24 protein-coding genes and 1 pseudogene are annotated in these 25,435 nt (G+C 51.3%); 17 read left to right on the forward strand and 8 right to left on the reverse strand.

Going from position 1 to position 25,435, the window contains the following annotated elements; genetic code table 11:
* The first annotated feature begins 138 nt into the window (after nucleotides 1-138).
* The 7 genes from ABNH18_RS10395 to ABNH18_RS10425 all read left to right on the forward strand — a co-directional run bounded on the left by ABNH18_RS10395 (nucleotide 139) and on the right by ABNH18_RS10425 (nucleotide 9,154).
* Nucleotides 139-1,467, forward strand: coding sequence for a glycerophosphodiester phosphodiesterase family protein (locus ABNH18_RS10395; protein WP_349382740.1), 1,329 nt, complete (start codon nucleotides 139-141; stop codon nucleotides 1,465-1,467).
* Complete coding sequence (locus tag ABNH18_RS10400) at nucleotides 1,464-3,359, forward strand: hypothetical protein (RefSeq protein WP_349382741.1); 1,896 nt, start codon at nucleotides 1,464-1,466, stop codon at nucleotides 3,357-3,359. The genes ABNH18_RS10395 and ABNH18_RS10400 overlap by 4 nt, the downstream gene beginning before the upstream one ends.
* A gap of 2 nt (nucleotides 3,360-3,361) precedes the next feature.
* Complete coding sequence (locus tag ABNH18_RS10405) at nucleotides 3,362-4,129, forward strand: hypothetical protein (protein WP_349382742.1); 768 nt, start codon at nucleotides 3,362-3,364, stop codon at nucleotides 4,127-4,129.
* Between the two features lie 18 nt (nucleotides 4,130-4,147).
* Nucleotides 4,148-5,083 carry a hypothetical protein gene (locus tag ABNH18_RS10410; protein ID WP_349382743.1) on the forward strand — a complete coding sequence of 312 codons (936 nt, stop codon included), beginning with the start codon at nucleotides 4,148-4,150 and terminating at the stop codon, nucleotides 5,081-5,083.
* 11 nt (nucleotides 5,084-5,094) lie between these two features.
* Entirely contained in the window at nucleotides 5,095-5,871 is a 777-nt protein-coding gene (locus tag ABNH18_RS10415) for a hypothetical protein (protein WP_349382744.1), read from the forward strand.
* A 22-nt stretch (nucleotides 5,872-5,893) separates the two neighbouring features.
* A complete protein-coding gene (locus tag ABNH18_RS10420; RefSeq protein ID WP_349382745.1) occupies nucleotides 5,894-7,366 on the forward strand; it encodes a hypothetical protein in 1,473 nt (490 codons plus the stop codon).
* A 171-nt stretch (nucleotides 7,367-7,537) separates the two neighbouring features.
* Nucleotides 7,538-9,154 (forward strand): hypothetical protein, encoded by a 1,617-nt coding sequence (locus tag ABNH18_RS10425; RefSeq protein ID WP_349382746.1) that lies wholly within the window; start codon nucleotides 7,538-7,540, stop codon nucleotides 9,152-9,154.
* A gap of 345 nt (nucleotides 9,155-9,499) precedes the next feature.
* Here ABNH18_RS10425 and ABNH18_RS10430 read toward each other — a convergent pair whose 3' ends face one another.
* Nucleotides 9,500-10,081, reverse strand: a complete 582-nt coding sequence (locus ABNH18_RS10430) for a hypothetical protein (RefSeq protein WP_349382747.1) — start codon at nucleotides 10,079-10,081, stop codon at nucleotides 9,500-9,502.
* A gap of 431 nt (nucleotides 10,082-10,512) precedes the next feature.
* Here ABNH18_RS10430 and ABNH18_RS10435 point away from each other — a divergent pair, with 431 nt between their 5' ends.
* Together ABNH18_RS10435 and ABNH18_RS10440 are read left to right on the forward strand one after the other, a co-directional pair.
* Nucleotides 10,513-11,187, forward strand: coding sequence for a hypothetical protein (locus tag ABNH18_RS10435; RefSeq protein ID WP_349382748.1), 675 nt, complete (start codon nucleotides 10,513-10,515; stop codon nucleotides 11,185-11,187).
* Between the two features lie 49 nt (nucleotides 11,188-11,236).
* Nucleotides 11,237-11,758 (forward strand): annotated as a pseudogene (locus tag ABNH18_RS10440) (DDE-type integrase/transposase/recombinase); the annotation flags it as partial.
* A gap of 183 nt (nucleotides 11,759-11,941) precedes the next feature.
* Here ABNH18_RS10440 and ABNH18_RS10445 read toward each other — a convergent pair.
* Both ABNH18_RS10445 and ABNH18_RS10450 read right to left on the reverse strand, forming a co-directional pair.
* A complete protein-coding gene (locus ABNH18_RS10445; RefSeq protein ID WP_349382749.1) occupies nucleotides 11,942-13,159 on the reverse strand; it encodes a tyrosine-type recombinase/integrase in 1,218 nt (405 codons plus the stop codon).
* A 288-nt stretch (nucleotides 13,160-13,447) separates the two neighbouring features.
* Nucleotides 13,448-14,299, reverse strand: coding sequence for a YicC/YloC family endoribonuclease (locus tag ABNH18_RS10450; protein ID WP_349382750.1), 852 nt, complete (start codon nucleotides 14,297-14,299; stop codon nucleotides 13,448-13,450).
* Nucleotides 14,300-14,535: 236 nt separating this feature from the next.
* On the opposite strand from ABNH18_RS10450, the gene rph reads away from it, so the two are divergent.
* The 3 genes from rph to ABNH18_RS10465 all read left to right on the forward strand — a co-directional run bounded on the left by rph (nucleotide 14,536) and on the right by ABNH18_RS10465 (nucleotide 16,648).
* Entirely contained in the window at nucleotides 14,536-15,252 is a 717-nt protein-coding gene (gene rph, locus ABNH18_RS10455; RefSeq protein WP_349382751.1) for a ribonuclease PH, read from the forward strand.
* 89 nt (nucleotides 15,253-15,341) lie between these two features.
* Nucleotides 15,342-16,004 (forward strand): orotate phosphoribosyltransferase, encoded by a 663-nt coding sequence (gene pyrE, locus ABNH18_RS10460; RefSeq protein WP_349382752.1) that lies wholly within the window; start codon nucleotides 15,342-15,344, stop codon nucleotides 16,002-16,004.
* A gap of 2 nt (nucleotides 16,005-16,006) precedes the next feature.
* The gene (locus ABNH18_RS10465; protein ID WP_349382753.1) at nucleotides 16,007-16,648 is read left to right on the forward strand and encodes a hypothetical protein; all 642 of its coding nucleotides are present in this window, start codon (nucleotides 16,007-16,009) and stop codon (nucleotides 16,646-16,648) included.
* Nucleotides 16,649-16,696: 48 nt separating this feature from the next.
* Here the strand turns inward: ABNH18_RS10465 and slmA are convergent, their stop codons facing one another.
* The 5 genes from slmA to coaBC form a co-directional block, all read right to left on the reverse strand.
* Complete coding sequence (gene slmA / locus ABNH18_RS10470; protein WP_349382754.1) at nucleotides 16,697-17,281, reverse strand: nucleoid occlusion factor SlmA; 585 nt, start codon at nucleotides 17,279-17,281, stop codon at nucleotides 16,697-16,699.
* Nucleotides 17,282-17,594: 313 nt separating this feature from the next.
* The gene (gene argB, locus ABNH18_RS10475) at nucleotides 17,595-18,494 is read right to left on the reverse strand and encodes an acetylglutamate kinase (RefSeq protein WP_349382755.1); all 900 of its coding nucleotides are present in this window, start codon (nucleotides 18,492-18,494) and stop codon (nucleotides 17,595-17,597) included.
* A 196-nt stretch (nucleotides 18,495-18,690) separates the two neighbouring features.
* Nucleotides 18,691-21,090: a phosphomannomutase/phosphoglucomutase gene (locus tag ABNH18_RS10480; protein ID WP_349382756.1), complete on the reverse strand. Its 2,400-nt coding sequence runs from the start codon at nucleotides 21,088-21,090 to the stop codon at nucleotides 18,691-18,693.
* A gap of 121 nt (nucleotides 21,091-21,211) precedes the next feature.
* On the reverse strand, nucleotides 21,212-21,664 hold the full coding sequence (gene dut / locus ABNH18_RS10485) for a dUTP diphosphatase (protein WP_349382757.1): 453 nt from the start codon (nucleotides 21,662-21,664) through the stop codon (nucleotides 21,212-21,214).
* Nucleotides 21,665-21,748: 84 nt separating this feature from the next.
* Nucleotides 21,749-22,948: a bifunctional phosphopantothenoylcysteine decarboxylase/phosphopantothenate--cysteine ligase CoaBC gene (gene coaBC / locus ABNH18_RS10490; RefSeq protein WP_349382758.1), complete on the reverse strand. Its 1,200-nt coding sequence runs from the start codon at nucleotides 22,946-22,948 to the stop codon at nucleotides 21,749-21,751.
* Nucleotides 22,949-23,114: 166 nt separating this feature from the next.
* On the opposite strand from coaBC, the gene ABNH18_RS10495 reads away from it, so the two are divergent.
* The 5 genes from ABNH18_RS10495 to ABNH18_RS10515 all read left to right on the forward strand — a co-directional run bounded on the left by ABNH18_RS10495 (nucleotide 23,115) and on the right by ABNH18_RS10515 (nucleotide 25,434).
* A complete protein-coding gene (locus ABNH18_RS10495) occupies nucleotides 23,115-23,474 on the forward strand; it encodes a four helix bundle protein (protein WP_349382759.1) in 360 nt (119 codons plus the stop codon).
* A gap of 49 nt (nucleotides 23,475-23,523) precedes the next feature.
* Nucleotides 23,524-24,198 carry a RadC family protein gene (gene radC / locus ABNH18_RS10500; RefSeq protein WP_349382760.1) on the forward strand — a complete coding sequence of 225 codons (675 nt, stop codon included), beginning with the start codon at nucleotides 23,524-23,526 and terminating at the stop codon, nucleotides 24,196-24,198.
* Nucleotides 24,199-24,430: 232 nt separating this feature from the next.
* Nucleotides 24,431-24,667, forward strand: a complete 237-nt coding sequence (rpmB, locus tag ABNH18_RS10505) for a 50S ribosomal protein L28 (RefSeq protein ID WP_349382761.1) — start codon at nucleotides 24,431-24,433, stop codon at nucleotides 24,665-24,667.
* A 22-nt stretch (nucleotides 24,668-24,689) separates the two neighbouring features.
* Nucleotides 24,690-24,857 carry a 50S ribosomal protein L33 gene (gene rpmG, locus ABNH18_RS10510; RefSeq protein WP_349382762.1) on the forward strand — a complete coding sequence of 56 codons (168 nt, stop codon included), beginning with the start codon at nucleotides 24,690-24,692 and terminating at the stop codon, nucleotides 24,855-24,857.
* A gap of 355 nt (nucleotides 24,858-25,212) precedes the next feature.
* Nucleotides 25,213-25,434, forward strand: a complete 222-nt coding sequence (locus ABNH18_RS10515; RefSeq protein WP_349382763.1) for a hypothetical protein — start codon at nucleotides 25,213-25,215, stop codon at nucleotides 25,432-25,434.
* Nucleotide 25,435 lies beyond the last annotated feature (1 nt).

A 25,435-nucleotide genomic window follows, 5' to 3' on the forward strand; every position in this document is an offset into this window, starting at 1 on the left:
TTTTTATTTAAAACGATGGAAGGGTGTATAAGAGATGTCCTGAAAATTATTTTGTTTGCTATCCCCGCGAATGTTCTTGCTGTCGACTTGGAGGCACTTGAACAGCTGTCTGGCTCGTCTGGAGTCAAGATAGAGAGTATGCAAAAGAAAGATTATTGCGAGCCAACGCAGAAAGCAAGTGCTGGATTTGAGTGGCCTGAGGACACAGATTTTTGTAGTTGGGATGAACAATTAAACCTTCATAGAATGGGTTTGTATCGCTCTTTAGAGGGGGAGGTAAAAGCACTTCCTTACAGTAAAAATAGCCCACAATCTGTAAATGGCGTGGTTGTGCCTGTGCTAGATTACGACCCTGCGGGTAATAGTCATGCATCCCCCGTGGTGATTGACATCGAATCTATCCCCTTGGAGGATCTAGCGTTGCCTGGCGAGTCACAACCTACAGTGAAACACGAGAATCGGGGGGCTGATAGAATTCAAGTAGAAAAACAAGAAAAAGTCTTTGGATGTGCCGATTTTGCAACATTTTCCAGCCGAGGAAGTGCTGGTTATCCTGAAAACTCACTGCTGGGGTTGGAGGGTGCATTGAAAGAAGGGCATTCAGGTGTAGTGATTGACGTGCGCAAACTAAGAGATGGAGCTTGGGTCGTCCACAGGGATTTAGATGTCGGGCGAGCAACATACGGCAGTTCCGCAAGAGTTTCCGGGATGTTTTCTTACCAGTGGAAACAGGTTTTTCTTAAAGATAGGGAAGGTAATGAAACGCAGATCCGGGCGCCTTTTCTTGAGGATTTACTCGATTCATTCAAAAATAACGCGAGCCCCTCACAAGTGTTGAATATAGAGATAAAAGAGGATTTTAAGCCTTACAGTTGTGCAGATTTGGTTCGGCTCGATCAGGCAGTAAGTAAGCGCTTGGATTCTTCTCAATACCTGTATTCCTCTGGAGTGCTCGAAGATTTAGCTTGTCTTAGATCAGAAGACACTTCTCGTTATCTTGGATATATCATTGACCCATATCCAACTGCGTTGAGAAAAAAAACGGATAAGGATAACGTCGGGAAAACTTATAGCATTGATAATGCTAGGAATGCAATTTCGGCGCGGATAACAAAGGTGTTTGGAATTGGAGCTGAGGGCAGCCAGAGGAAAAAAGAAGTTAGAAGTTCTGAGGAAGAAAGGTGGCGCCCAAAAAACAATAGAACGATTTTGAATAAAAGCAATTATACAGACCTGTATTCTCTTGTGGGGCCGAACTATGGCCTTCACGTGGACTATCGTGATTTCGTGTTGATGGCATCTAAAAAAGGGCCAGAATTGCCGCGGCTTGTTGTTTACCGGATAGGCGAGGATAAAGGGCTGCGCGACATGTTGACTAATCAGATAAATAATCATGAAGTCATGCCGGATGGAGTAGTTGTTGATGACTCTTCTAAAAGATTTTGTGGAAGGGGAGAGGGGTTTTGAGGGCTGCTAAAAAAAAATCTCCTATATTGTATAAAGCTCAGTTGTGGGCAGTTTTTTTGATAGGGCTGCAGTGCCTATATGTTATTCTGGAGTTTGCCTTTAATGCTCGACTAGTTGATAGCGTTTTAGTTGCGGATAGAAGCTATTTTGATCATTTGTCACATGTCGGGCGATTGCTTTCCGGTGCTGGCTGTACCCTTTTTATTTTCAGCTTGCTAAAAAAGTGGAAAGGGGCCAGTAAGAAAGAGTTTATTATAAGTCATATTGTCGCTGCGTTGGTTGCTTTTCCTCTTGTTTATTACGGCCAAGAAGAGATTATTAACTCATTGGTTGATAAATCCAGTCCAGAGCAGAGGCAGCATGCGCAACATATAGCTCTGCTAAAGCGTGGTCTTGCAAGTAATGTTGTGGTCTTCAAGGATATTGAGTTTGTTCCAGAAGATATAAAGCGTCCCGAGGCAAAAACGTTCATTAATACTATTGGCTTTTCTGTTTTCTTTACACCTGACTACATTGATGCGGTGGTCAAAAATTCCGATCCTATAATTGAGCAGCTAGCAGTACATCAGGCGAGTAAAGAGTTGCCGGATGCCTATGAAAAGTATGTGATGGCTCGTAAACAAGTCTCCGATCTTTCTGATAAATACAATCAGGCAAATCTGAATTACCAGAATCAATCCTCTAAAATGGAAAAAAAGGCCCAAGAAATATGGAGAGATGTTTACTTGGAGCTCCAGGCTCAGTGGGAGGATAGGCAGAAAAGAGGAATAAGTAGTTCGTTACGCGATGGGCTTGACCTTCTCTATGATCGTTTAGAGGTCTACTTTTTTGCGAGGAAAAAGTGTGGAGACGCTGTGAGTGACGCTTGTGTAAAGCGTGTTAATAAAGAGTACAGAAAAAAAGTTGAGTCAGCATTTGGACAAGATGTGCCGCCAGAATATTGGTGCAAACCGGTGAAGATAAAGAAGACTATGGTGATGCAGTCGGGAAGGTTTGTCGAAAAAATTAGTGGTGGCGACCTTGATTGTAGTGTTGAAAATAGGGGTTTTATTCGTGATCAGTATCTAAGAATTCACGGCATCACATCTTTTGGCTACCAGTCTTTCCGGGATTTTATGGCGAGCACTGAGGTGGCTACAGGACTTCGCAAAAAATTAGGCGAAAAAAATATTAATATGCCTGACAGCTATCGTTTAAAAAATCACGAAAGCTTTATAAATGGTGTAAAATCAGAGCTTGTTGATCAGCTAAAAGAAAAGTTTATTGATCAAAGCGAGTCCCAATTTAATGTTTCTCTTCCTCCGGGGCTTGATACAGAAGCATTTCTTGAGCATCCAGTCGTTCAGTTTCCTCTCAAGGATGCACTGGGTATAGATAGGCAGGCAGAACCCGTTCCGTTAAACCTTTCTGAGAGATCTTTTCGTGATCTGATTTTGACGCCTAGCGTTAAAAATGCGCTTGCAGCGGAGCGAGGTCGATTAATGGCGAAAACGGCTTATTACGCAGACGGCGAGCCTTACGCTGAAGAGGGGAAGAACATTGTGCGGAGTGTATTGGTGCCTCCTGTGGCTATGGGGCTCTCTCTTTTATTTGGTTTGCTTAATTTGATTTCTCTTTTATTTATCCCGTTGAGTAAGTCGGGAATAAATAAAAGGCTAGTGGTTCTATGTCGCTTTTCCATTGTTGCAATTATTATCTTTGGCCCTATGGTTTTCTCAAGCAAGATAGCAAAAACTGCACCTTTTCAGCGAATCGTAGAGGAGAGTCAGGAGTCTTTAGGGTGGGGGAGCGATTTCGTTGTTTGGGTTACCAGTCTTCAGCCTGTGGTTTATCCAGTAGGCAATTTATTTGCAGATGCGTTGGGTTTTCTCGAGAACGGTGAGGGGGAATAGCGATGAAATATTTTTTCTTGCTTGTTGCTTTCCTGCCAGTCATTGCGCTGGGGTGTAATTATATCGATGATCCCAGGTTGAGTAATGAAAACATGCCCTCTCTGATTGAGTCGATCCAGGAAGGAAAATCAGTCCCGCCTGTATTGGTTCGCGTCAGTACGTACCTTCAAATGGGAGAGCGGAGTCTCGAGCTCCTTGAGCCTCATATTCAAATGCATGACATCAACTGTTCGCCTGTTGCCTTTTACGAGGGCGAGCTATTGAGTCGGGCTGTTATTCCTTTTGAAGAATATTACCGGTTAATGGCAGAAGCTATCCATGCGAATCGCCCGAGTTTAGCGAAAAATATATATTCCAGGGTCTCGGTTGCTCCTAAAAGCGTTTCTGACATTCAGGATTTGTTTTCAAAGCTCCCTTATGAGGGAAGTTATGGTGTGAGTGTAAGAGAGAAAATGTATTCAATTTTTCCTTTGTACGCTGAGCTTCCTCCAAAAGATAAAGACCTCCCTGATCCGCTTGAGAGTGGAAGGGAAAAAGATTACGCCATGATTAAGTTGTTCAAAGTTTTTGGCGGTGATGTTCTTCTGGGCAGAGGGTGTGGTCCTTATGAATTGAATGAAAACTTTTACAGAGAGGCAATTGTAAATTCTATGTTTGGTCGGCGTAAAGTATACGTGGTGCGCCACAAGCCGTTCGTTAATATGATGAAAACCATGGGTTACGATGTTTTAAAGGAAGGGAAGATAACTTTTTATGTTGGTAGTTGTTAAAAAAGGAGAAAAGGGATTATGACTAAAAGATATATTATTTTGGCTTTTGTTGGTTTTTTATTTGTTCCTGTTGGAAGTATGGCGCAAAGTGCTGATTGGGGTGATGTCGCTGGCGGCAGCGATTCTGGCATGGTGTCAGAAATGCCGAAAGGAGGGGCAAACGAGAGCCCGTGGGGGCAAACTGATGTGCAGCCCGAAGTCTCGGCTAAGCCCAAGCAGGCAAGCAAGGATCTAGCTTGTGGTGAGGACGACCCTCGATACTCACAGCTGATGACAGTGCTGCGCACTGTTAAAGAAGGAGGGGATGTTGATCCGCTTCAAACAAGCTTTTCAACCTATGTCGAAATGAACAAAAAAGTCCGCGACATGCTAGGAAGTACTATTTTTATCAGTTCGCCAGACTGTTCAAAACAATTTGTTTTTGATGGTGAGTTGACGGGAAAAGTGGTGCTGCCCTTTCCTGAGCTTTGGAACCTCATTACTAACGCTCTTCGTGTTGGAGATAAAGAACAAATCGACTTTATTTTAGCTGGAACGACAGCAGCTCCTGAGCCTGCCAACAATCTTATCTCAATGGTTCAATATGCACCATTAGATGGTCAGCAGTTGCGCCGATTAAAATCGATAATGGGTTATGGAGAAAATGGATCCAAAGAACAAGGTGAATCCAAAGAAAAAGAGGGAGTAATAATGCTCGATGTCTATCTCCAACTGGGAGGTATGGTTGAGTATGCTGATAGAGGAAAGTCAGTTGTCTTCGTGGTCAACAACATGAGGGAATTAGAATTAGAAAAAATCTATCTTGATAAAGTAGAGGAAAACAAGGGTGTTGGCGTTGTAATTGGTGGCGGGGAAGTCGTTAAGAAAATATCGTCATTGTTAGCATCTTTGGGATTGAAGCCGTCAACTATTAGTGATTATGATGCTAGAAAAAGGATTAAAGCTAATAAATAGATATTTTCATTATGCTAAAAAAATCAACTATAGCTTTTGTTGTGGCAGTATTTATTACTGCCACAGCTTATTTTTCCCGTGATTTTTGGGTCGCGAATGCCATTGAAGAAATGCTCCAGCATCAAGCTAATGTAAAAATAAATCACGATTTGTCTGTGTCTGGGGTGGAGCTTGATTCTAAACAGGGTTTGATTTCACTGCAGTCCCCCTCATTGATGGCGCGGGATGATCCTGATCACATGGTATCTATGAGGGCGGGAAGAATTGATTTTGACGCAGCTATCTCCGGTGTTTTCTCTCCTCATGTTAAAGTCAGTCGTGCTCAAATTTATGACGCAGAGTTTGTTATTGATTACATCGCGCCTGGCGTGTCAAACCTTAAATTAATGGAGGAAACATTTCGAAATTATATCAATCGCCGTCGAGAAGAAGGCGGTGGTCGCTTGTTTGAGTGGGATGTCGATAATATTGATTTATATCAGGTTGATTTTACTTTGGTGGACTACGATGGAAAGGTCTTGGCGAATGTGAAAATACCTGAAATCCATGTGTCGACATTGAGTACAAAAAATTCTGGTAAAGAAAATTTATCAATAGTAATAAGCGAGCTCCAGAAGAGCGTTCTAATTGAGACACTGAAGGGAAGGGTTACTGGAAGCTATGACACTAAAGGCTTGTTGCTGCTCGCCCGTAGAGAATTTCCGCAGTTTAAGTTAATCAAAAATGACCCTTTAACCAAGTTTAATAAAATGCGTGATGATTTCCTGGATAAGTGGATTCAGAAATGAGGCTTACTAGTTTGGAGGTAGGGTGTTTCTTCTAAAAAAAACAAAGTTATTGCCTTTTTTGATCTTGCTGATGCTGCCAAATATTTCCTGGGCTTTTGTCGGCACTTCTCTTCAGACTGGACATTCTGCTTATTGCAATTTGGGCCTCGCCAAGTCTCTCATAGAACGAAAGAAACAGTTTAATGGATGGTTGGGAGCACTGAATAGAAACCGTTTTTCTGATATCAAGGATCATAACCATAAACTGCGCCAAATGAATGATGAGCAGTATAAGAGATATATGGTTGGTGAGGTAGGATCTGTCGCATTTTGCCACCCTGTGTCATCGAGCTTAATCGGGGGCCTTCCCGGTGATAATTACCTCTCTGTTGTCAATACCTTTACCAAAATACCTTCCTCGATTGATCGAAAAATCACATACAGTATATGGGGTTATGGTGCTCTGTATCGTTCTTGGCACCAATTTACGGCGTCACTCCTCTCAAAAGTTCCTACAATGCCAAGTTGGGATCAAGAGCGTTACATGGGGGATCTTGAATTCGCCCAAAATCAATTAAAAGAGCTGAGATCCCTGTCTCTTGATCAGTTAATTGATACGAATGGCCTTTCTCAAAAACAGCGCACGCAACTTGAGCGTGCACTGAGTGACATTAAGTTATCAATGGGGGGCGTTCAGTCCGATGCTAATTACAATCAATCCCGAGCAGGTGCAAACCATCAGTTTGACAGATTGCCATCGGAAGATACCAGTGAAGAGGATAGGTCAACTGCTATAGGCGATGATGTCGTGCTTTGGCCGGACTTTGAGAATGCATCGGTCAAATCCGAGGAGAATGAGCTTGATGTAGATTCATCTTATTCTCGAGATGGCCTGAATGGAAAAGATCTCGACTATATTGATATAGCTAACAGCGAAACAGCCCCTCCTGTGTTGGATGAGAGTGAGGCTGATAGGCCGCCAATTAAACCATTAAGGCCAACAATCACAGCCTACACAATCGTAGGAGAAATTCTTTATATCCATGATTTCCCGACTATGCAGCTATTGCTTCCTAGCAGCCTGGGTCCCAAAAATGCCTGCTTTGAGAGGTTTTTACCAGAATACCCTCGTTTTGCTCGATTGCTTACACAGGGAATGGGGAGGCTCGCAGCTAAAGTTAAACTTAACGCTCCAGAGCAGTCTGAAATATTGCGTTTTTTTCGGTCTGCCTCAGGAGTTGATGATGCTTCCAGTTTTATGATTTTTGATGAAACCGCAGTAGTTAAAAGAAATGATTCGCCCTCTACCTCGCTCCTTCAGTGTTTAAGCCTAGTAGAAAATACTTCTTCTCAACAAAATCACAGGTCATTGTTTCATGTTAATGAAGGGGCAGTGATTGATGGGAGCCGATGGTTGTCGGGGTTAAAAATTACATTTTCAGAGGATGACCCGGTGTGGCAGTCTTTGATGGCGATGCTGGCCCTCAAGCGTATTGAAAGCTCATATAAAAATTGAATAATCAATGAATTATAGGTGCTGAACTCGGTGCCAGCAACAGTCATGGGCGCTGCCCAAGACGAGTGGCATGCAAAGAAAATATCATGCTCCTTTTAGGCGAATTACAGTTGTTCTGTCTCAATTATTTGCCATCATCATTTCATACAGGTGAGTGCTATGAAGCATTGTGTGTCAGTAAACCACCAAGAAGATTCGTTTTGTGTGGACTGTGGGGAGCGTCTTCCTCAAAATCATAACCAACCCAGCGTTATCGAAATAGTTAAAGCAAATGTAAATGAAACAGTCGGCGATAAGCTTGATCTACTGTGTGGCAGTGTTGAAGAAATGACCCTTGTTACCACGGTTAGTAGCGAAGGTGGTGTATATTCACGCTCTTCAAGTCATATCGAAAAAAAGTACTGGAAAATTGTGGTTGTTGATAGTCTTGGAGAGCGCAGTGTCGGCGTTGTGAGGGGCGGGGACCCTGTTGTTGATTATTTGTCTCATGCTTCTAAAGTTGTTTTGGCGCAAGCTGGAAATAAGAAACAGTTTTTTTCTGTTGAAGGGAAGAATCTGCCCTTTTTCTCTCTTGTTCTAGATCGATCAAAAAATAATGCATATTTCATTTCCAGTGAACGCTTTCCAGTAAATATTTTTGATGAAGGTGAGTTTCTTTTTACGTCAGGGGTGGTTTGTGTGGTTGCGTCACTTGCTGCCTACTTTGTTGATACTGTTCCTTGGTGGCCGATATTTTTATTTTTATCTTTATTGTTTTTTGCTTTTTTCACCACTTGGAGGAAAGAGAATAAAATGATGCGGTATTATAATAAAGTTGTGAGTTCCTGTGAGAGTCTGAACGGTAATTCAGCTGATGTGGTGGATTTTTCTATTAGGAAAAAAACCACTTCTGATATAATTTGTTTTTCTTGTCAATCTAGAAATCCTAGTGCTGCGAATTACTGTCATGACTGCGGAACTGGTTTTGCAAATAATAAAAGCGATGAAGGCTTGCTTTTGATTGATGAAGAGGAGCTTAAAGAGAAAAAAATAGACGTAAATGGGATTAAAAAGACCCAGCTCGAAATATTGAAAGATTATTATTACCAAAATAAATTTTCTGTGAGATTTTTAGGTATTTTCGGTTCAAAAGAACGCGATTTTAGCATTAGTGTCATTCCAGGAATTGTTGTTTCCAATGAAAGGGATTCTACAATCGATAGCTGGGAGTCAAGTGGCTGTACGAAGGTGACGTATCGGAACGGTGATACGGAGTACAAGGATTATTGGTCGCGCTCCAAGTATGCAGAGAATGTCAGCTCTTTGATGAAAGTGGAAGACCCAGAAGGTAATGTTCATTCATTTCCTGCAGTGGGAGATATTGGTACATCATTTTTTGAGGGTGAGCCTGTTCTTGTGGCTCTTCTTAAGTCGAGTATGCCTGAGGGGGAGTTCTACGAATGCATTTATGACCCTAAAAAAGATAAAATAGATAATGTTCGTGAAATAGATGAATATTTTGATGATATTTACGAAATAGCTAAAGCTTCGTGGATAGTGTCTTGCTTTGGAGCTTTTGGTTTGTTCGTCGTAGGGGGGGCAGTTGCGGGATTGATGTATGGAGCTGCCGCAGCGGTTATTTGGTGCGGTGTTATGTGTCTTTGTTTTGTTGTGGCTTGTGTGTTGCCCCCTTGGAAAATGCTTCTAAATAGGAAAAACAAGCAAGCTCTTCATGACTCTACGCGTGGTGCGATTGAAGTCATGGAGTCGCTTAGAAAAAACTGGGATAACGTTGGAAAGTTTTTTTGATCATGCTCTTTAGGCGGAATGATGTAGCCTTTAATTCGTGTTTCCAGATCATATAGGTTTGGAGGGGTTGCCCCCGTTGCTGCGACTCTTCTAAGAAGATGGCACTGTGTCCAGGAAGTGTTTATGCGCAAGAGAAAGAAATATGGCCCTAGGTTCAAGTGCGAAGCGGTAGCACAGACTCACCACCCCAGCGTGAGTTTGTAATGGTCAGCTAATGCCGTACACTAATTTAAGATGATGCCTTCTGCCGATCTGATTTCTCTATGTCGCTTTAGGATTTTCAAGAAATCAATTTATCGTTTGACGAATAAATGACATTGATAAATTCCGGCCATTTTGTGGGGTTTAAAGCTTTTGTATTTCTCGCAAAGTGCGTATATGGACCAGGACGTCAGCATCCGCATGATGAATCCGCAACCCCTCTTTTTCGGCTTGCAACCGTATGCGATCACGCACAATCTGACGCTCGCGAGGTGAGCAGCTCGCCGGGAGGATTTCGCCCATCTCTCTAATGCAGGGCATTACGAGGTGCGTTCCTGACTCGGTACTTACTTTGTTAAACAGAATATTAATCCAAGTATGATCGTAATCTGTTGCATCAGAGTAGACCGTCTGACCCCAAAGGTCTTCCTCAATGCGAAAGGCAACTTCATGAGGGTCTGAGCCGGCCTCCAGCAGAAAGTCGATGCTTAGTCCGTGCAATTTAAATGCCTGCGGGCTCCATCGACCTTTCTCCTTCAGCCAGCTGTCAAATGGTCGAATAAGGTGAGAGGTAATTTCGCCCTCTCCGCTTCCATATGCTATCTGGATGGGGAAGCCATCCAAGGCCGAGGCTTCTACATCAATAAATTTTGGATGCATGCTGTATAAGATAACATTTCTGACGTTAACAAATAAACCATCACTCTGAGCCACCCCCGGATACATGGTTATGCGCAGAATGCAATTCTTTGCTAATCCGGGTTTGCTCCTGAGGGAGCTCCGTTATGCGTTGCAGCAGTGCCAAGGTTTGGCTTGGTGGGGGGGGCGATATAAAATAAGGCTAGTGTCAAGCTTGCGAGCTTTGTTGATATGCGCCAAAGCTACATTATTTTTATTTGTCTTATTGGTAACCGGCTTAGAATTTCTCTATGCCGAGGGTTATGCATTAAAGAATCTGGAATTTAAGCCATTACATTGCATGCGGTATGGTTGATATAAAGATGATAAAGATAAGTGCCTTTTAGAGCAGATAGATTGTGTTCTGTGTGTTCTTGGCTATTTGGCAATCGATGCCTATAAAGAAGTGACACAGGATTCTGGAAACTGCCTGCTGAATATGTTGTCTGGCCGTTAAGTTGAATTTTTTCGAGGTAATCATGGACGCTACAAAATCAAAAGCTTATAAAGCCACTGCTGAATTTATAGAAGCACAGATATTGCTTGGCACTTTAAATGAAAGGAGTGCTATAGAGGCAAGAAGGGCAAAAATAAAATATTTAGTTGAGCATGAAGGGTATTCTTACCCTGCTGGTTTTTTCGGCAATAGTTCTCCCAAGCAAAAAAGTTATCCTAAACAAAAAAAAGGTGACTCTTGGTTAGTTAAAAAGCTTAAAATCTTTTGGGAGTGGTTTGGTGATCTGCTGGGAAATGCGACAGAAGATGATATTAAGATTCTTATGGTAATTGGTGTTTTAGTATATCTTGGTTATAAGGGTGCTGACTTGGTTTTCAACCATAAGTTTCAGACTACTTGTGTGTCTATATCACAAAGTAGAAACTCTTGCTTTATACCTATAAAACTTATAGATAGAGTTGATACTTTTTCTAGTAGAGCCAACCGAGCTTATCATGAAGTTATATATCAGGTTAAGAAGTTCTATAGATATATATATGGAGATCTTTTTGACGGGATTAAGTTTCTTTATACATATATTGTTGATTTTATCTACGAGTCTAAAGAAAAAATAGGGGAATTTATGGAATCTAAATATCGTGAACATGAAGAAGAACAATTGCAATCCCCCCCCCTTTCCCCCATCCACGAAAATTAATCGAGGTTTTGAGTGGAGGCTTTTACGCTGATCGCACAAGGAACGAACGATAAAGCAGTCTCGATTTTCAGACAACCAGGTGCTGGCGATTCTGAAGCAGTACGAGGCCGGGGTGCCGGTCGGCCGCCGAGTTATTCCGAGAACACAGCGTCAGCACGGCGCTGATCTATCAGTGGAGAGCTGGGTTCGGCGTCATGGATGCGTTGCTGATGAAGTGCATTGAGGAGTAATCTGCGCATCCAGCCCAAGCGGCGCATAAAGCGAGACTATCTTGGTGAGCCGGATGTCCCCACTGCGTCGAATCAGGTCTGGTCGATGGACTTCATGATCGACCAACTTGCGAGAGGTAAATCGCTGCGAACATTCAACGTGATTGACGATTGTAATCGCGAGGGGTTCGTCATCGATGTGGATTTATCTTTGCTGACGGTGAGAGCGTCCCGCGCGCTTGACAGATCAATGAGTGGCGAGGAAAGCCTGCCGAGCTACGATGTGGCAATGGCCCGGAGTGAGCTCACACGCCTTGATGGAATAGGCGCTGAGAAGCGTAGCATTGGTCTATATCCAGCCTTGAAGGTCGGCTCAGAACGCTTATATTGAGCGATCCAAGTGGCGGCAGCCTTTGAGCTTTCAATCTGCATTCGCAGGTGTCCACTGCAATCCAGCTCAATGCAGAAGCCTAGTGTGACTTCTCGTTTAGCCAGTAGATTTTTTTCAGGTAGTCTTTGTGAGGCGGTCTAAGCAGTCCTGTGCATCAGAGGCGTATCAAGGGTTCAATGTGGTCAGCAACTTCCTGGTGCGCTAACTTCCGTTCTTCAAAATAGTCATATCTGTCATAAATACCTTCCACCCCTTTCAATTTATGGTTCAAACACCTTTCCGCCACATGTCCTGGTACGCCTTCCGCAGCTGCAAGGCTGCGGAAGGTGCGCCGAAGGTCGTGAACGGTGAAGTGTTCCAGATTTCCCATCTTGTTAGGCGGCTGAACCTTGCGTCCTGCTTCCCGGCCAAACAGTTTGCTGATGGCCCGATTTAGGGTGTCAGGCCCCATGTGGGGACGTTTGCTGGTGCGACGCGCCGGAAAAACGTAGGGGGCACCACAGGCATGGCCATGAAGGATTTCGAGCCACCGGATAGCCTGTGTGGGCAGGGGGATGGTGATGGCTGCTCCAGTCTTGCTTCGCTCTTTTGACAGCTTCCAGATGCCGACATTCAGGTCAAATTCATTCCAGCGAGCTTCACACAGTTCGCTCTTTCTTACGCCGAGTACAAGAAACAAGCGGCATGCCAGGTGGTTGTCTCTGCCAAAACTGTTGATGTTCTCCTTAAAGACCTGAAAAGCATGCGTTAGCTCTTCCAGGGAAAGGCTTCTTTCGCGGCTGCGCTCTTCTCCTCCTGCGTCACTTGGTGAAAAAGGTGAGGCGGGGTTGGTTTGTAGCAGGTCCAGTTTAATGCCATGGCGAAAAAGCTGTTTCATGTACATCAAGGTGTCATTGGCAATAGTGGGCCTGTCACTGCTTTGAACCTTCTGCAGTACGGCTCGTATGTCCCTGGGGGAAACATCGTCTATGGCATATTTGCCGATGATCGGAGCGATCTCCTTCCTGAAGATGCGTTCGGGAATGTTCGGGTGCTTCAGGCGCTTTGAGAGGTCGCTGTCATACCAGTCCTGGAACAACTCTGAAACGGTATTGAGCTCCGGCAGCGCCAGTTTGGCCTTTTCCTGGATGGGGTCTGAGCCATGGCGGAGGCCTTGCTTGGCCATGACGGCATTTTCTCTGGCTTGGGACAGTGTCATCTGCGGATATTGCCCCAGGGTGACCTCGCGTCGTTTTCCCTGGTTGCTGTAGCGCAGCATCCAGTAGGGCGAGCCAGATGCCCGGACACAGAAATACAGACCACCACCATCAGCGTGTTTCTTGGGTGGCTGGTTAAGCAGCGACTTGATCTGCATGGCGGTCAGTTTGCTCATCTCTATCCTCTGCTCTTGCCGTCACGAAATGTCTGCCCACCGCTTTTGGATTATGGATTGCAGCTGTGGGACGCGGCTTCTGGGGCTTTCGGTCGGGAGCGGTTGTTGCTGCCCACCATTTGGTGTCAAGAATAGGGGGTGGCGGGCAGAAAGTCACGTTTTGCCCACCATTTTGCCCACCAGTATGATCTGGATTTTGGTGGGCTTTGGTGGATGCTGATGGACTGGATTTTAGGTTAGACCCTTTTAAAACATGGGGATGAGGATGTAGGCGGATTCCTGTGGGTCCTACTCGATATTCTGAATCTGCTCCCGCATCTGCTCAATCAGGACCTTCAATTCCACCGCCGCCGCGGTGGTTTCGCTATCCACTGACTTGCTGCCCAGGGTGTTGGCTTCGCGGTTGAGTTCCTGCATGAGGAAGTCCAGACGCCGGCCGATGTGGCCGCCTTTTTTGAGGATGCGGCGTACTTCGCTGACGTGGGTGACGAGACGATCCAGTTCTTCGTCCACGTCCATCTTTTGCGCTAGCAGGACCAGTTCCTGTTCCAGGCGATCCGGGTCCGGGGAGTCGATCACGTCTTGGATGCGGCTGCGCAGGCGTTCGCGCTGGGCTTCCTTGATGCGCGGCACGGCCGCTTTGACGATTTCCACCTGGGTGCCGATGCCGTCCAGGCGCGTTTCGATTAGTTTGCCCAGCTGCTCGCCTTCGCGGCTGCGGGTGTCGATCAGGGCCTGCAGGGCTTCGTCCAGCAGGGTGAGGGATTCGCGTTGCAGCAGGTCCACGTCCAGCGAGCGGGTGCTGAGCACACCGGGGTGTCGGAGGATTTCCATGGGGTTAACTTGTCCGGGGTGCTGAATCAGGTCGCCTACCCGGCGGGATATGTCGGACAGCTGCTTGACCAGGGGTTCGTTCAGTTCCAGGGCGGCGTCGCTGTCGTCCTGCTGATAACGCAGGGTAACTTCCACCTTGCCCCGGGCCAGGGCCTTGCGGCAGCGCTCGCGCACGGCGTTTTCCAGTGAGCGCAGAGCGTCGGGCAGGCGCGGGCTGACTTCCAGGTAGCGGTGGTTCACGGCTTTGATTTCCCAGACCAGGCCGTAGCCTTCAAGCGGGCGGTCGGCGCGGGCAAAAGCGGTCATGCTGCAAATCATGGTGAACCTCGAAATCGATGGATAGGGTGTTTCTCGGCATTGCGGCTCTGTAGCAGTCTGCGTGCTGACAGGCGAGGAAAACCTTCGCTTGCAGGCAAGCTTCCACAGGGGTCTGTTGCCGGGCTCTCTAGTCTAGCCAACACGGGTTTGGGTGCAAGGAAGGCATTGGCGCCGGTGTTTGCTACAATGGCGGCCCTTTCGTTTTCACTATTTCAGGAGATTCCATGCGCCCATCCGGCCGAGCCCCCGATCAATTGCGTGAACTGAGCTTTACCCGCAACTACACCGTTCATGCCGAGGGCAGCGTATTGGTGGCGTTCGGGAACACCAAGGTGCTGTGTACCGCGTCCGTGGAAGAAGGTGTGCCGCGCTTTCTCAAGGGTAAGGGCCAGGGTTGGCTCACCGCGGAATACAGCATGCTGCCGCGTTCCACCCATACCCGCTCCGGCCGTGAGGCGACACGCGGCAAGCAGGGCGGGCGTACCCTGGAAATCCAGCGTTTGATCGGCCGTTCCTTGCGCGCTGCTGTAGACATGAAGGCGCTGGGTGAGCGTACCATTTACCTGGACTGCGACGTGCTGCAGGCCGACGGTGGTACGCGTACCGCGTCCATTTCCGGGGCCTGTGTGGCGCTGGTGGATGCGTTTACTCACCTGCTGGAAACCAAGAAGATCAAGAGTGACCCGCTGACCGGCCTGGTGGGCGCGGTGTCTGTGGGCATGTATAAGGATGCGGCGGTGCTGGATCTGGATTACGCCGAAGACTCCAATGCGGGCACCGACATGAACGTGGTGATGACCCAGCAGGGCGGTTTTATCGAGATTCAGGGCTCTGCAGAGGGCGCGCCGTTCACCCGTGAGCAGTCTGACAGCCTGCTGGGGCTGGCGGAAAAGGGCATCGGTGAGATCATCCAGGCACAACAAGTGGCTCTGGGCTGGTAGGTTGCTAGAGCGATAAAGGCGGGCCGTGCTGCTGTTGCGGCCGGCTTTTTCGCTATTGTGAACAGACTACGTTGCACACAGGCTTGAGTATGAAGAACTACAAAAAGCACTTTTTGCGTTTTGCTGAAGAGCGTGAGGCGTTGAAATTCGGGGAATTTACCCTGAAGTCCGGACGCAAAAGCCCGTATTTCTTCAATGCGGGCACCTTTAATACCGGTGAGGCCCTGGCTCGGCTGGGTCGCTATTATGCGGATGCGATCATGGCATCCGGGCTGGAATTCGATATGTTGTTCGGACCAGCTTATAAAGGTATTCCGCTGGTCGCTGCTGTTTCAGTGGCGTTGGCCGAGCACCATGGTCGGGATTACCCTTGGGCGTTCAACCGCAAGGAAGCCAAGGATCATGGCGAGGGCGGCTGGCTGGTGGGTGCGCCATTGCAGGGCCGAGTGCTGGTGATTGATGATGTGATCACGGCGGGCACGGCGATTCGCGAAGTGGCCGCTCTGTTCGAGAATACCGACGCCACCATGGCGGGGGTGATGGTGGCGCTGGATCGGCAGGAATGCGGTAAAGAGCCTTCCGAGGGGGGCACGGGCCTGTCGGCGATTCAGGAAGTAGAACAAGCATTGGGGGTGCCAGTGGGGTGTATCGTCGCAATGGGCGATATTATCGACTGGCTGGAACAGCAACCGGACAACCAGATGATGGTGGCGCGTATGCGCGAGTACCGGGAGCGTTATGGAGTGCAATAATAATGAAAATCGTCGTCTTCTTGATGGCGCTAGTGCTGACGTCGCCGTTATTGTCACCGGCAGTGTGGGCCCGTTCGGGGCTGCGCGCGAATGAGCGTATGCCGGAAGGTGCTTACTTTCGGCATGAAACGTCTGACGGTGTGGTTCATCTGAATCGCACGCTGAGCATGGATGCGATCCGTAGCGGCTATCAGCTGCTGGATCAGCATGGCCGCGTGCTGGAACAAGTGGAAGGCGTACCGTTGGGGGATGCAGAGCTCAAAGCTCAGCGTATGCAGCGGGCGCGTCAGGCCCGGGAAGATCGGGACATGTTGCGCTTGTATGCCGGCCCGGAAGATGCGGTACGGGCGCGGGATCGTAAGGTCGAGGCGCTGGAGCTGAGCATCAGCTATGAAGAGAACAATCTTGCCCAGTTGCAGATGAAACTGGATGATGAGATTGCGACTGCGGCGCGAAATGAAAGAGCGGGCCGTGATGTGCCGGCGGTGGTGAAGGAGGCAATCGACCGCCTGCAGAGGCAGATCAAGGCAGCGGAAAACAAGCTGGAGGCGTTCGATAAGGAAATCGACCAGGCCAATCAGGAATACGCGCCAATTATTGATCGTCTTGAGGTCATTGAAAAAGAGAAACGCGCAGGCGGCTGATGCCGCCGTCGCTCTTGATTCATCCCCTTCTCTTTTTTTCCTGTTTTGTTAACGAAACAGAATGGGCTGCAGTAGTGCCCACTGGGCTGGCCAGTCCTGGCCGGGCTTAATTTTGAAACCGGAACGCACAAATTGCGCAATGCGCCCTTCGGCCACGGCCAGTAGCAGGTTGGCGGTGATTGTCGGGGTGGCCTGGGTGCGTAGCCCTTCCTTGTGCTCGGCATCGCGCAGAGCCTGCTTTAACTGACTTTCCACCCGATCGTAGAACTGCTGGATACGCTGGTGCAGGCGAGCGTTTTCGCCAGTCAGGGCATCGCCGGTGAGCAGCCGGGTAATACCCGGGTTACGCTCGGTGAAGGCCAGCAGCAGAGTGAGGATTTGCTCTACCTGATCGCTGGCCTTGCCGTCTTCCATGATGCGGTTGATGCGCGAAAAAATAGCCTCTTCAATAAAGCTGATCAGCCCTTCGAACATCTTCGCCTTACTGGGAAAATGCCGGTACAGCGCCGCCTCGGACACCCCCACCTCTTTCGCCAGCCCGGCGGTGGTAATGCGCCCACCGGGTGCGGCTTCCAGCATGTGAGCGAGCGACTGCAGAATCTGCTCTTTGCGAGACGGTTGTTTGTCGGTCATGAATCATCGTTCCCCGTTTTTAGCTGCTTCAGGCCACAACGCGAGTGTGACAAGAGATATACCCTATGCCGTGCTCGTGCAACATTTCTGGGCCTGTCGTTGCAGTGTTCTTGTGAGTCTGTTGTAGCCAAGTTGGCGGCAATCCCCTTCGCCGCAGATTAAGTTGAAAGTGAAAAGTTTAAAGTTGAAACGTGGTTTGAGCCTGTTGGTTTTGCAGGGGCGTGCTCGCGATTGCCGGTAAGGGCGCGGGCTGCGGCCGTGAAAACCAAAACACGTCTGGCGCGCTTTTCAACTTTGAACTTTCATCTTTCAACTAATCCTTGCTGATCAGCGTGCCGATCCCCTTATCCGTCAGGATTTCCAACAGTACGGCATGGGACACCCGGCCATCGATAATGTGGGCGGTGTGGACGCCGTTCTGGACGGCTTCCAGGGCGCAGCCGATCTTGGGCAGCATGCCGCCGTAGATGGTGCCGTCCTTGATCAGGCTGTTGACCCGCTCGGTGGTGAGCCCGGTGAGGATCTGGCCCTGTTTGTCTTTCAGGCCGGGCACGTTGGTGAGCAGAATCAGTTTTTCCGCGCGCAGGACTTCGGCCACCTTGCCGGCCACCAGGTCGGCGTTGATGTTGTAGCTGGTGCCGTCGTCGTCCACGCCGATGGGGGCGATCACCGGGATGAAATCGCTGCCGCCGAGCAGGTCGATGATGCGGGTGTCGATGCCCTGCACTTCGCCCACGTGGCCGATATCGATGATTTCCGAGGCCTGCAGTTCCGGGCTGTCCGCGTCGCTGGCCTTGAGCACCATCTTGCGGGCCTTGATCAGGCGTCCGTCCTTGCCGGTGAGGCCGATGGCCTGGCCGCCGTTGTGCTGGATCAGGTTGACGATGTCTTTATTGACCAAGCCGCCGAGGACCATCTGTACCACGTCCATGGTTTCCTGGTCGGTGACACGCATGCCCTGAACAAATTTTGATTCCTTGCCCAGGCGTTCCAGTAGGTCACCGATCTGGGGGCCGCCGCCGTGCACGATCACCGGGTGGATGCCGATCTGCTTCATCATCACCACATCGCGGGCGAAGCTGTTTTTCAGCTCTTCGTTCTCCATGGCATTGCCGCCATATTTAATAACGACGGTGGTGCCGGAAAAGCGCTGAATGTAGGGCAGGGCCTCAATCAGAATCCGGGCGGTGTCGTGGGCACTGTTGGTGTCCATTACTTCTCCTTGGGTGTGGGGGCCTTGGAGTTGAAAGTTTAAAGTTCAAAGTTGAAAAACGCGCCAGACGTGTTTGGGGCAGTAACGGCAGCCGCCGCGCCCTCACCGGCGAACGCGGGCACAGCCTTGCGGAACCGACAGACTTAAAACCGCGTTTAAACTTTAAACTTTCAACTCACTGCCCGGCAATTCTACCTCAAAACGGAAGCTCAAGGCTCTCGTCCACCGCCTTGAGGTGCTTGCGGAACTGGTCTTTGACCCGTTCCAGCGCGTCTTCATCTCGGCCTTCAAAGCGGGCGACCAGCGAGGGCGTGGTATTCGATGCGCGCACCAGCCCCCAGCCATCGGGGAAGTCTACGCGCAGGCCATCGATGGTAGTGGGGCGGCCGCCGGCGAATTGCTCGGCGCGGGCGATGAGGGCATCGATCAGCGCAAACTTGGTGTCGTCGCTGGCATCAATATACAGCGCCGGCGTAGTGGCGCCGGTCTTTAGCTGGTCGAACACTTGCCCGGCGGTGTCGTCCTGCAGGGATAAAATTTCCAACAGTCGGGCGCCGGCGTAGGCGCCGTCGTCGCAGCCAAACCAGCGGTCGGCGAAGAAAATGTGGCCGCTGATTTCCCCGGCTAACGCTGCGCCGCTTTCTTTCATTTTGGCTTTGATCAGCGAGTGCCCGGTTTTGTACATCAGAGGGCGGCCGCCGTTCTTGCGGATAATGGCAGGCAGTGCGCGGCTGCATTTGACGTCAAACAGGATGTCGGCGCCGGGGCTGCGACCGAGCAGGTCTTTGGCGAACAGCATGAGCAGGCGGTCTGGCCAGATGATTTCGCCGCTGTTGGTGACCACGGCGACACGGTCGCCGTCACCATCGAAGGCCAGGCCCAGGTCCAGCTCTTGTTCCTGAACCACCCGAATCAGGTCGGCAAGATTGTCCGGGTTGCCGGTGTCCGGGGCATGGTTGGGGAAATTGCCATCAATCTCGGTGAATAGTGGTGCAACTTCGCAGCCGAGCTGGCTGAACAGGCGCGGGGCCAGTTCGCCGGTGACGCCGTTGCCGCAGTCGATGGCAATTTTCAGAGGGCGGGCGAGTACGATGTCGTTGGCGATGTCGTTCAGGTAGCGGTCGCTAATGTCGCGCTCTTCCTCGTGGCCGCTGCCTTCGCTGAAGGCCTTGTTCTGGATGCGCTGTTTGAAGGCCTGAATGCGCTCGCCGTACAGGGTGTCGCCGTTCATGACGATTTTCAGGCCGTTATGCTGGGCCGGGTTGTGGCTGCCGGTGAGCATGATGCCGGTCTGGGTTTCCAGCACTTCGGTGGCGTAGTACAGCACCGGGGTGGGTACTAGCCCTAAGTTGACTACATCGCGACCGGATTCCAGCAGGCCCTTGATCAGCGAGCGGCTTAGTTCCGGGCTGGACAGGCGGCCATCGCGGGCCACTAGCACGGTTTGCTGGCCCAGCTCGCCGGCTTCGGTGCCGATGGCCCGGCCCAGCAGGTAGACACCCTGGGCTGTGAGGGTGTCGCCGGCCACGCCACGGATATCGTAGGCGCGGAAAATGCTGTCCGGCAGTGATTCGCCGCCGGCATCGTCGTCCATCAACAGAATGCTGTCATCGTCGCTTTCTTCCACCACCAGGGCGTCGGGTTTGGTGGCAGCTTTGGGGCGCGCGGGGCCGGCGCGGTCACGCATTTTTTTGGCCAGGCGGGCGGAGGCATCGTTGACGCTGGTGAAGACCGGGAAGTGGAAATGGTCACGGGCGGTGACGCCGGGTTGGCGCATCAATTCATCGCTGTAGCGAATCAGCTCGGCCGCGTCCTGGCGCAGCGCTCGGGTCAGCAGACGGTTCACCAGCAGGGTGCACAACAGGATGACCACCACACCCAAGGCGATGCCCAGGGTGGCGATGATCAGGCTGCTGCCGCCGGGCGCGCGCAGGGCCAGGGTAACTTGAACCGGGCCCTGGCTGACCTGGGCGGCGCCGCCATTGGCGCGTTGCTTATTATCGAAAAGCGGGCTGCCGCCATACGTAACGCTCAGTGCACTGCCTTCCGGCATGGCTGCACGCAGGGTGGTGGCCAGCGGGGCCAGGGACTGGGTGAGTAGCAGGCTGCCAGTCTGGTTCTTGGTGGCGCGGGCCATCACCAGCTGAGGGGGGGCGCCGGCAATAATGACCGGGTCGGGCTGCTGGCCCAGACGGACATTCTTGAGGAGCTCCTGGGCGGTGTAGCTGAACTGGGCGGTATCGGCTCCGCGGCGCGGGATAAGTTGCACGGTGGCGTCGGGAAGCCACTGGTTTTGGTGTACGTTAAAGCTCGACAGGTTGCCGTCAGCTAGCGCCTGGTTCACGTCGCTGCGGTCGCTGAGTATGTCCAGCTGCTGGCGCGAAGCCTGGATGGTGTTGCTGGCCTGGCTGGCCAGTGATTGGGCCAGCAGGCGGGCCTGGGCGTTTTGTTGCTCCGACTGCAACTGGCTAGTCTGGTAGGCGTACAGGCAGCCGGTGGCGGCGATCACGGCCACGATGCCGGCGGCGGCCAGAGGAAGCAGCTGTTTCATCGTGCTGGTGGACTTGCCTTGTTTCTTGTCGCTCTTGTTCCCCATATCCCCTCCGCTCGCCCGGCGCTACCACGGTATTGTTGTGATTGGGTCGTGGTGCGCGCTGTGGTGCGTCATTTTGCTGCTGTGGTTGTTGTTTTGTGTCAGGTTATTCGTGTGTCGGGTTTTAGTGGCGCCCGCTGTGGCCGAAACCGCCTTCGCCCCGTTCGCTGGCGCTGAAGCTTTCCACCTGTTCCAGTTCCACTTGCATCACCGGCACGATCACCAGCTGGGCGATGCGTTCGCCGGGCTCCAGGGTGAAGGGCTGTTGGCCCCGGTTCCAGCAGGACACCATCAGTTCGCCCTGGTAGTCGGAATCAATCAGCCCCACCAGATTGCCCAGTACGATGCCGTGTTTATGGCCCAGGCCGGAGCGCGGCAGGATCATGCCGGCATAGCCCGGATCGCTGATAAAAATGGACATCCCGGTGGGCAGCAGCTGGGTATCGCCGGGTTGCAGCGTCATGGGTTCCTTGACCATGGCGCGCAGGTCCAACCCGGCGGAGCCGTCGGTGGCGTAGTGGGGCAAAGGAATGCTGTCGCCAAGGCGGGCGTCGAGTACCCGGTATTGCAGTTTCATGTATGTTCCCTTCGGTCATGCATCACGCGGCACGCTTCACGCAACAGGCGGCGTGGTGCATGAAGCGTGGTGCGTGTTGCTTTGTCAGTCTTTATACCGTATCGCGATCAACTCGATCAGCTGCTTGGCGATCTGGGCCTTGGAGGCCAGTGGCAGCACCTTGTGGCCGCTGGGCCAAATCACCGTGAGGGCGTTGTTGTCGCTGTTGAAGCCCACATTGGTGCCGGAGACGTCGTTGGTGGCGATCATGTCGAGCTTCTTATTCACCAGCTTGCCCTGGGCATAGGCCATCACGTCCTGGGTTTCCGCGGCAAAGCCCACGGTAAAGGGGCGCTTGGCGTGCCCGGCCACGGAGGCCACGATGTCCGGGTTTTTCACCAGAGTCAGGTGAATCTCCTCGGTGGATTTCTTGATCTTGTGGTCGGCGGTCACGGTGGGCCGATAATCCGCCACGGCGGCGGTGGCGATAAAGACATCGCAGCCATTTTCCACCACGTCCATGCAAGTCTCGTACATGTCCACGGCGCGTACCACATTCACACGCTCTACCCGTGAAGGGGTGGGCAGATACACGGGCCCGGCAATCAGGGTGACCTTGGCTCCGGCTTCGGCGGCGGCTTCGGCCAGCGCGAAACCCATTTTCCCGGAGCTCTTGTTGGTGATGTAGCGCACCGGGTCGATAGATTCGCGGGTGGGGCCGGCGGTGATCACCACGTGTTTGCCGGTGAGTAGCTGGTTATCGAACACTTCCGCTGCTTGCTGAATGATCTCCAGCGGCTCGAGCATGCGCCCGGCTCCGACTTCGCCACAGGCCTGGCTGCCGCTGCCGGGGCCGAAAATGGTGATGCCCTTTTCCTGCAGGATCAGCTGGTTCTTTTGGGTGCCGACGTCCGCCCACATTTGCTGGTTCATGGCCGGGGCAATGACGATGGGGGCGCCTGTGGCCAGGCACAGGGTGGTGAGCAGGTCGTTGCCGTGGCCGTGGGCCAGGCGGGCCATGAAATTGGCGGACGCGGGGGCAATCAGCACCAGGTCTGCCCAGCGGGCCAGCTCGATATGGCCCATGGCCGCTTCGGCGGTGGGGTCCAGCAGGGTGGTGTGCACCGGGTGGCCGGACAGCGCCTGCATGGTCAGCGGGGTGATGAACTCACAGGCGCCCTGGGTCATAACCACTCGCACTTGTGCACCCACATCCTGAAGCCGGCGCACCAGATCTGCGGCTTTATAGGCGGCAATACCGCCAGTGACGCCCAGCAGGACCCGTTTGTTCATCAGACGTTGCATGCAAAAACCCTTGTTTGGATGACGGCAGGCATGGCGAATCTCCACTGCCGCTGCAGCTGCAAGGCTGCTATCAAGTCAGGCTGCATAGAGTAGCACTGTAAAGGAGGCGCGGCACGCAGCACGCGGCATGCAACACGCAAAACAGAAAGGATCAGGAGCGGAAAAAATGAAGGTAGAGAATCGGCGGTACAAGAGCCTGAGAGTTTGGCAGGGATCAGTGGAATTGGTTGAAGCAGTATATGGCATGACAAGAGTGCTGCCGCAGGAAGAGCGCTTTGGGCTGGCAGGGCAGATGCAAAGAGCGGCATTGAGTGTTCCGTCCAATATTGCGGAGGGGTATGGGTGTGGTGGTGATGTGGAATTTGGTCGCTTTTTGCGTATCGCCAGAGGCTCACTGTTTGAGCTGGAAACACAGTTAATCGTGGCGAAGCGTCTGGGATATGGCGAGAAAGAGGACCTGGAGTCCATGATCGAAAAGGTGTTTGCCCTGCTGTCGGGCATGCTGAGAAAGCTGGAGGCGAAGTGATGAGTGACCTTTCCGTGTTGCGTGCAAGCATGATGCGTGGAGCGTTCTTATGGCCATAACAGACTGGCCGGCGGATGAGCGGCCGCGGGAGAAATTGCTGTCGCGTGGTGCCGAGGCGCTGAGTGATGCGGAGTTGTTGGCGATCTTTCTGCGTACCGGCCAGCAGGGGCTGACGGCGGTGGATCTGGCCCGTCGACAGTTGGCGGATAGTGGCGGCTTGCGGGCGATGCTGGATCTGAGCCCGGAGCGTATGGCGCATCTGCCCGGCATGGGTACGGCCCGGCGGGCGCTGTTGCTGGCGGCGCTGGAGTTGGGTCGGCGCTATCTGGCGGAGCCTCTGGAGCGGGGGCAGCCGCTGGATAATCCGGACAAGGCGGGGCAGCTGCTCACGGCTCAGTTGCGTGGATTGCCGTTCGAGGTGTTTGCCTGCCTGTTTCTGGACAACAAGCATCGGCTGATTGCCTTTGAAAAGCTGTTTCAGGGCACCATTGATGCGGCGGCGGTTTACCCTCGCGAGGTGGTACGCCGGGCCATGGAGCACAATGCGGCGGCGGTGATTCTGGCTCACAACCACCCGTCGGGAGTGGCTGAACCCAGCCAGTCGGACCATGCGATTACCCGGCGGCTGGTGGAAGCGCTGGGCCTGGTGGAAGTCAGGGTGCTGGATCATTTGGTCATTGGGGATGGCGGTTGGGTGTCGTTGGCGTCTCGTGGGGCATTGTGAGCACGCCAGACGCTTGATGCCTGACGTAAGAAATAGAACATGACCGGTAAGGCGCTTTAGTTGGCTGAAGGGCCTGCCTGGCGGGGGTTTTTCTGCGTTCGGCATTCGGCGTTTGGCGTCCAGCCATCGTTTAAATCAAGATTTCGCTTGAAACTTGAGCGGTGGATTGGTATAAAACGCGCCTTTTCCGGGGCTCTACCGTCCCCCGCAAGAAGATTTACGGAGCAAGACAATGTCCAAAGTTTGCCAGGTGACCGGTAAGCGCCCTGTAACGGGCAATCGCGTTTCCCACTCGAACATCAAGACCAAGCGTCGTTTCGAGCCGAATCTGCACCACCATCGTTTCTGGGTTGAGTCCGAGAAGCGTTTTGTGCGTCTGCGGGTCAGCTCTAAAGGTATGCGCATCATCGACAAGAAAGGTATCGATTCAGTTCTGACCGATATCCGTTCTCGCGGCGATCGCGTTTAAGGCTAACAGAAGGAGTTAACCCATGGCCGGTCCTATTCGTGAAAAAATCCGCCTGGTGTCCTCTGCTGGCACTGGTCATTTTTACACCACCACCAAGAACAAGCGTATCCATCCTGAAAAGATGGAAACCAAGAAGTATGATCCGGTCGTGCGTAAGCATGTGGCCTATAAGGAAGCGAAGATCAAGTAATGATCTTTTAGCTTGCCTGCCTGGCAGCGGACATAAAAAAGCCCGGGATTTCCCCGGGTTTTTTTATGCCCGGAGAAAAGTGCGCCGAAATAAGCAAAACTGCATATCAAATCTGCGCGGGAAAAGCCCGTCTATCGTCATTCCTGCCCCGAATAGAGGTTTGACCTGTGTCACAAAACGGCGTGGGTGCTAGCTTTACCGGATCGGGATGTTTCGCAACAAAAGGCTACATGCTGAGAGTTGTGAGCTGCATCACGCTTGCATAATATCGAATTAAGGCTAGTTCACTTTTGTGCATAGACCTTCACTTTTTGTTCACACAACAATCTACGCAGTGACATGCATGGAGAGCATTATGGATATGTTGAAAACTCTTTCTCAGGCTTTGTTCGCCCGTCTTTACACCCAGTTGCCAGGTCGTGCGCGTAAGCAGCGTGGCGCCAGTGCGCTGGAATATATTGTTTTGGCCGCGGTGATTGTTATTGCGGTTGCTGCTGGGGCTGCTTTGCTCGGGGATGATACTATTAGTAGCGCATTTCAGGGAGTTAAAGATGCGATAACTGGTGGAGAAGCTTAAT

Source organism: Alcanivorax sp. (genome assembly GCF_040118815.1).
Classification (GTDB): Bacteria; Pseudomonadota; Gammaproteobacteria; order Pseudomonadales; family Alcanivoracaceae; genus Alcanivorax.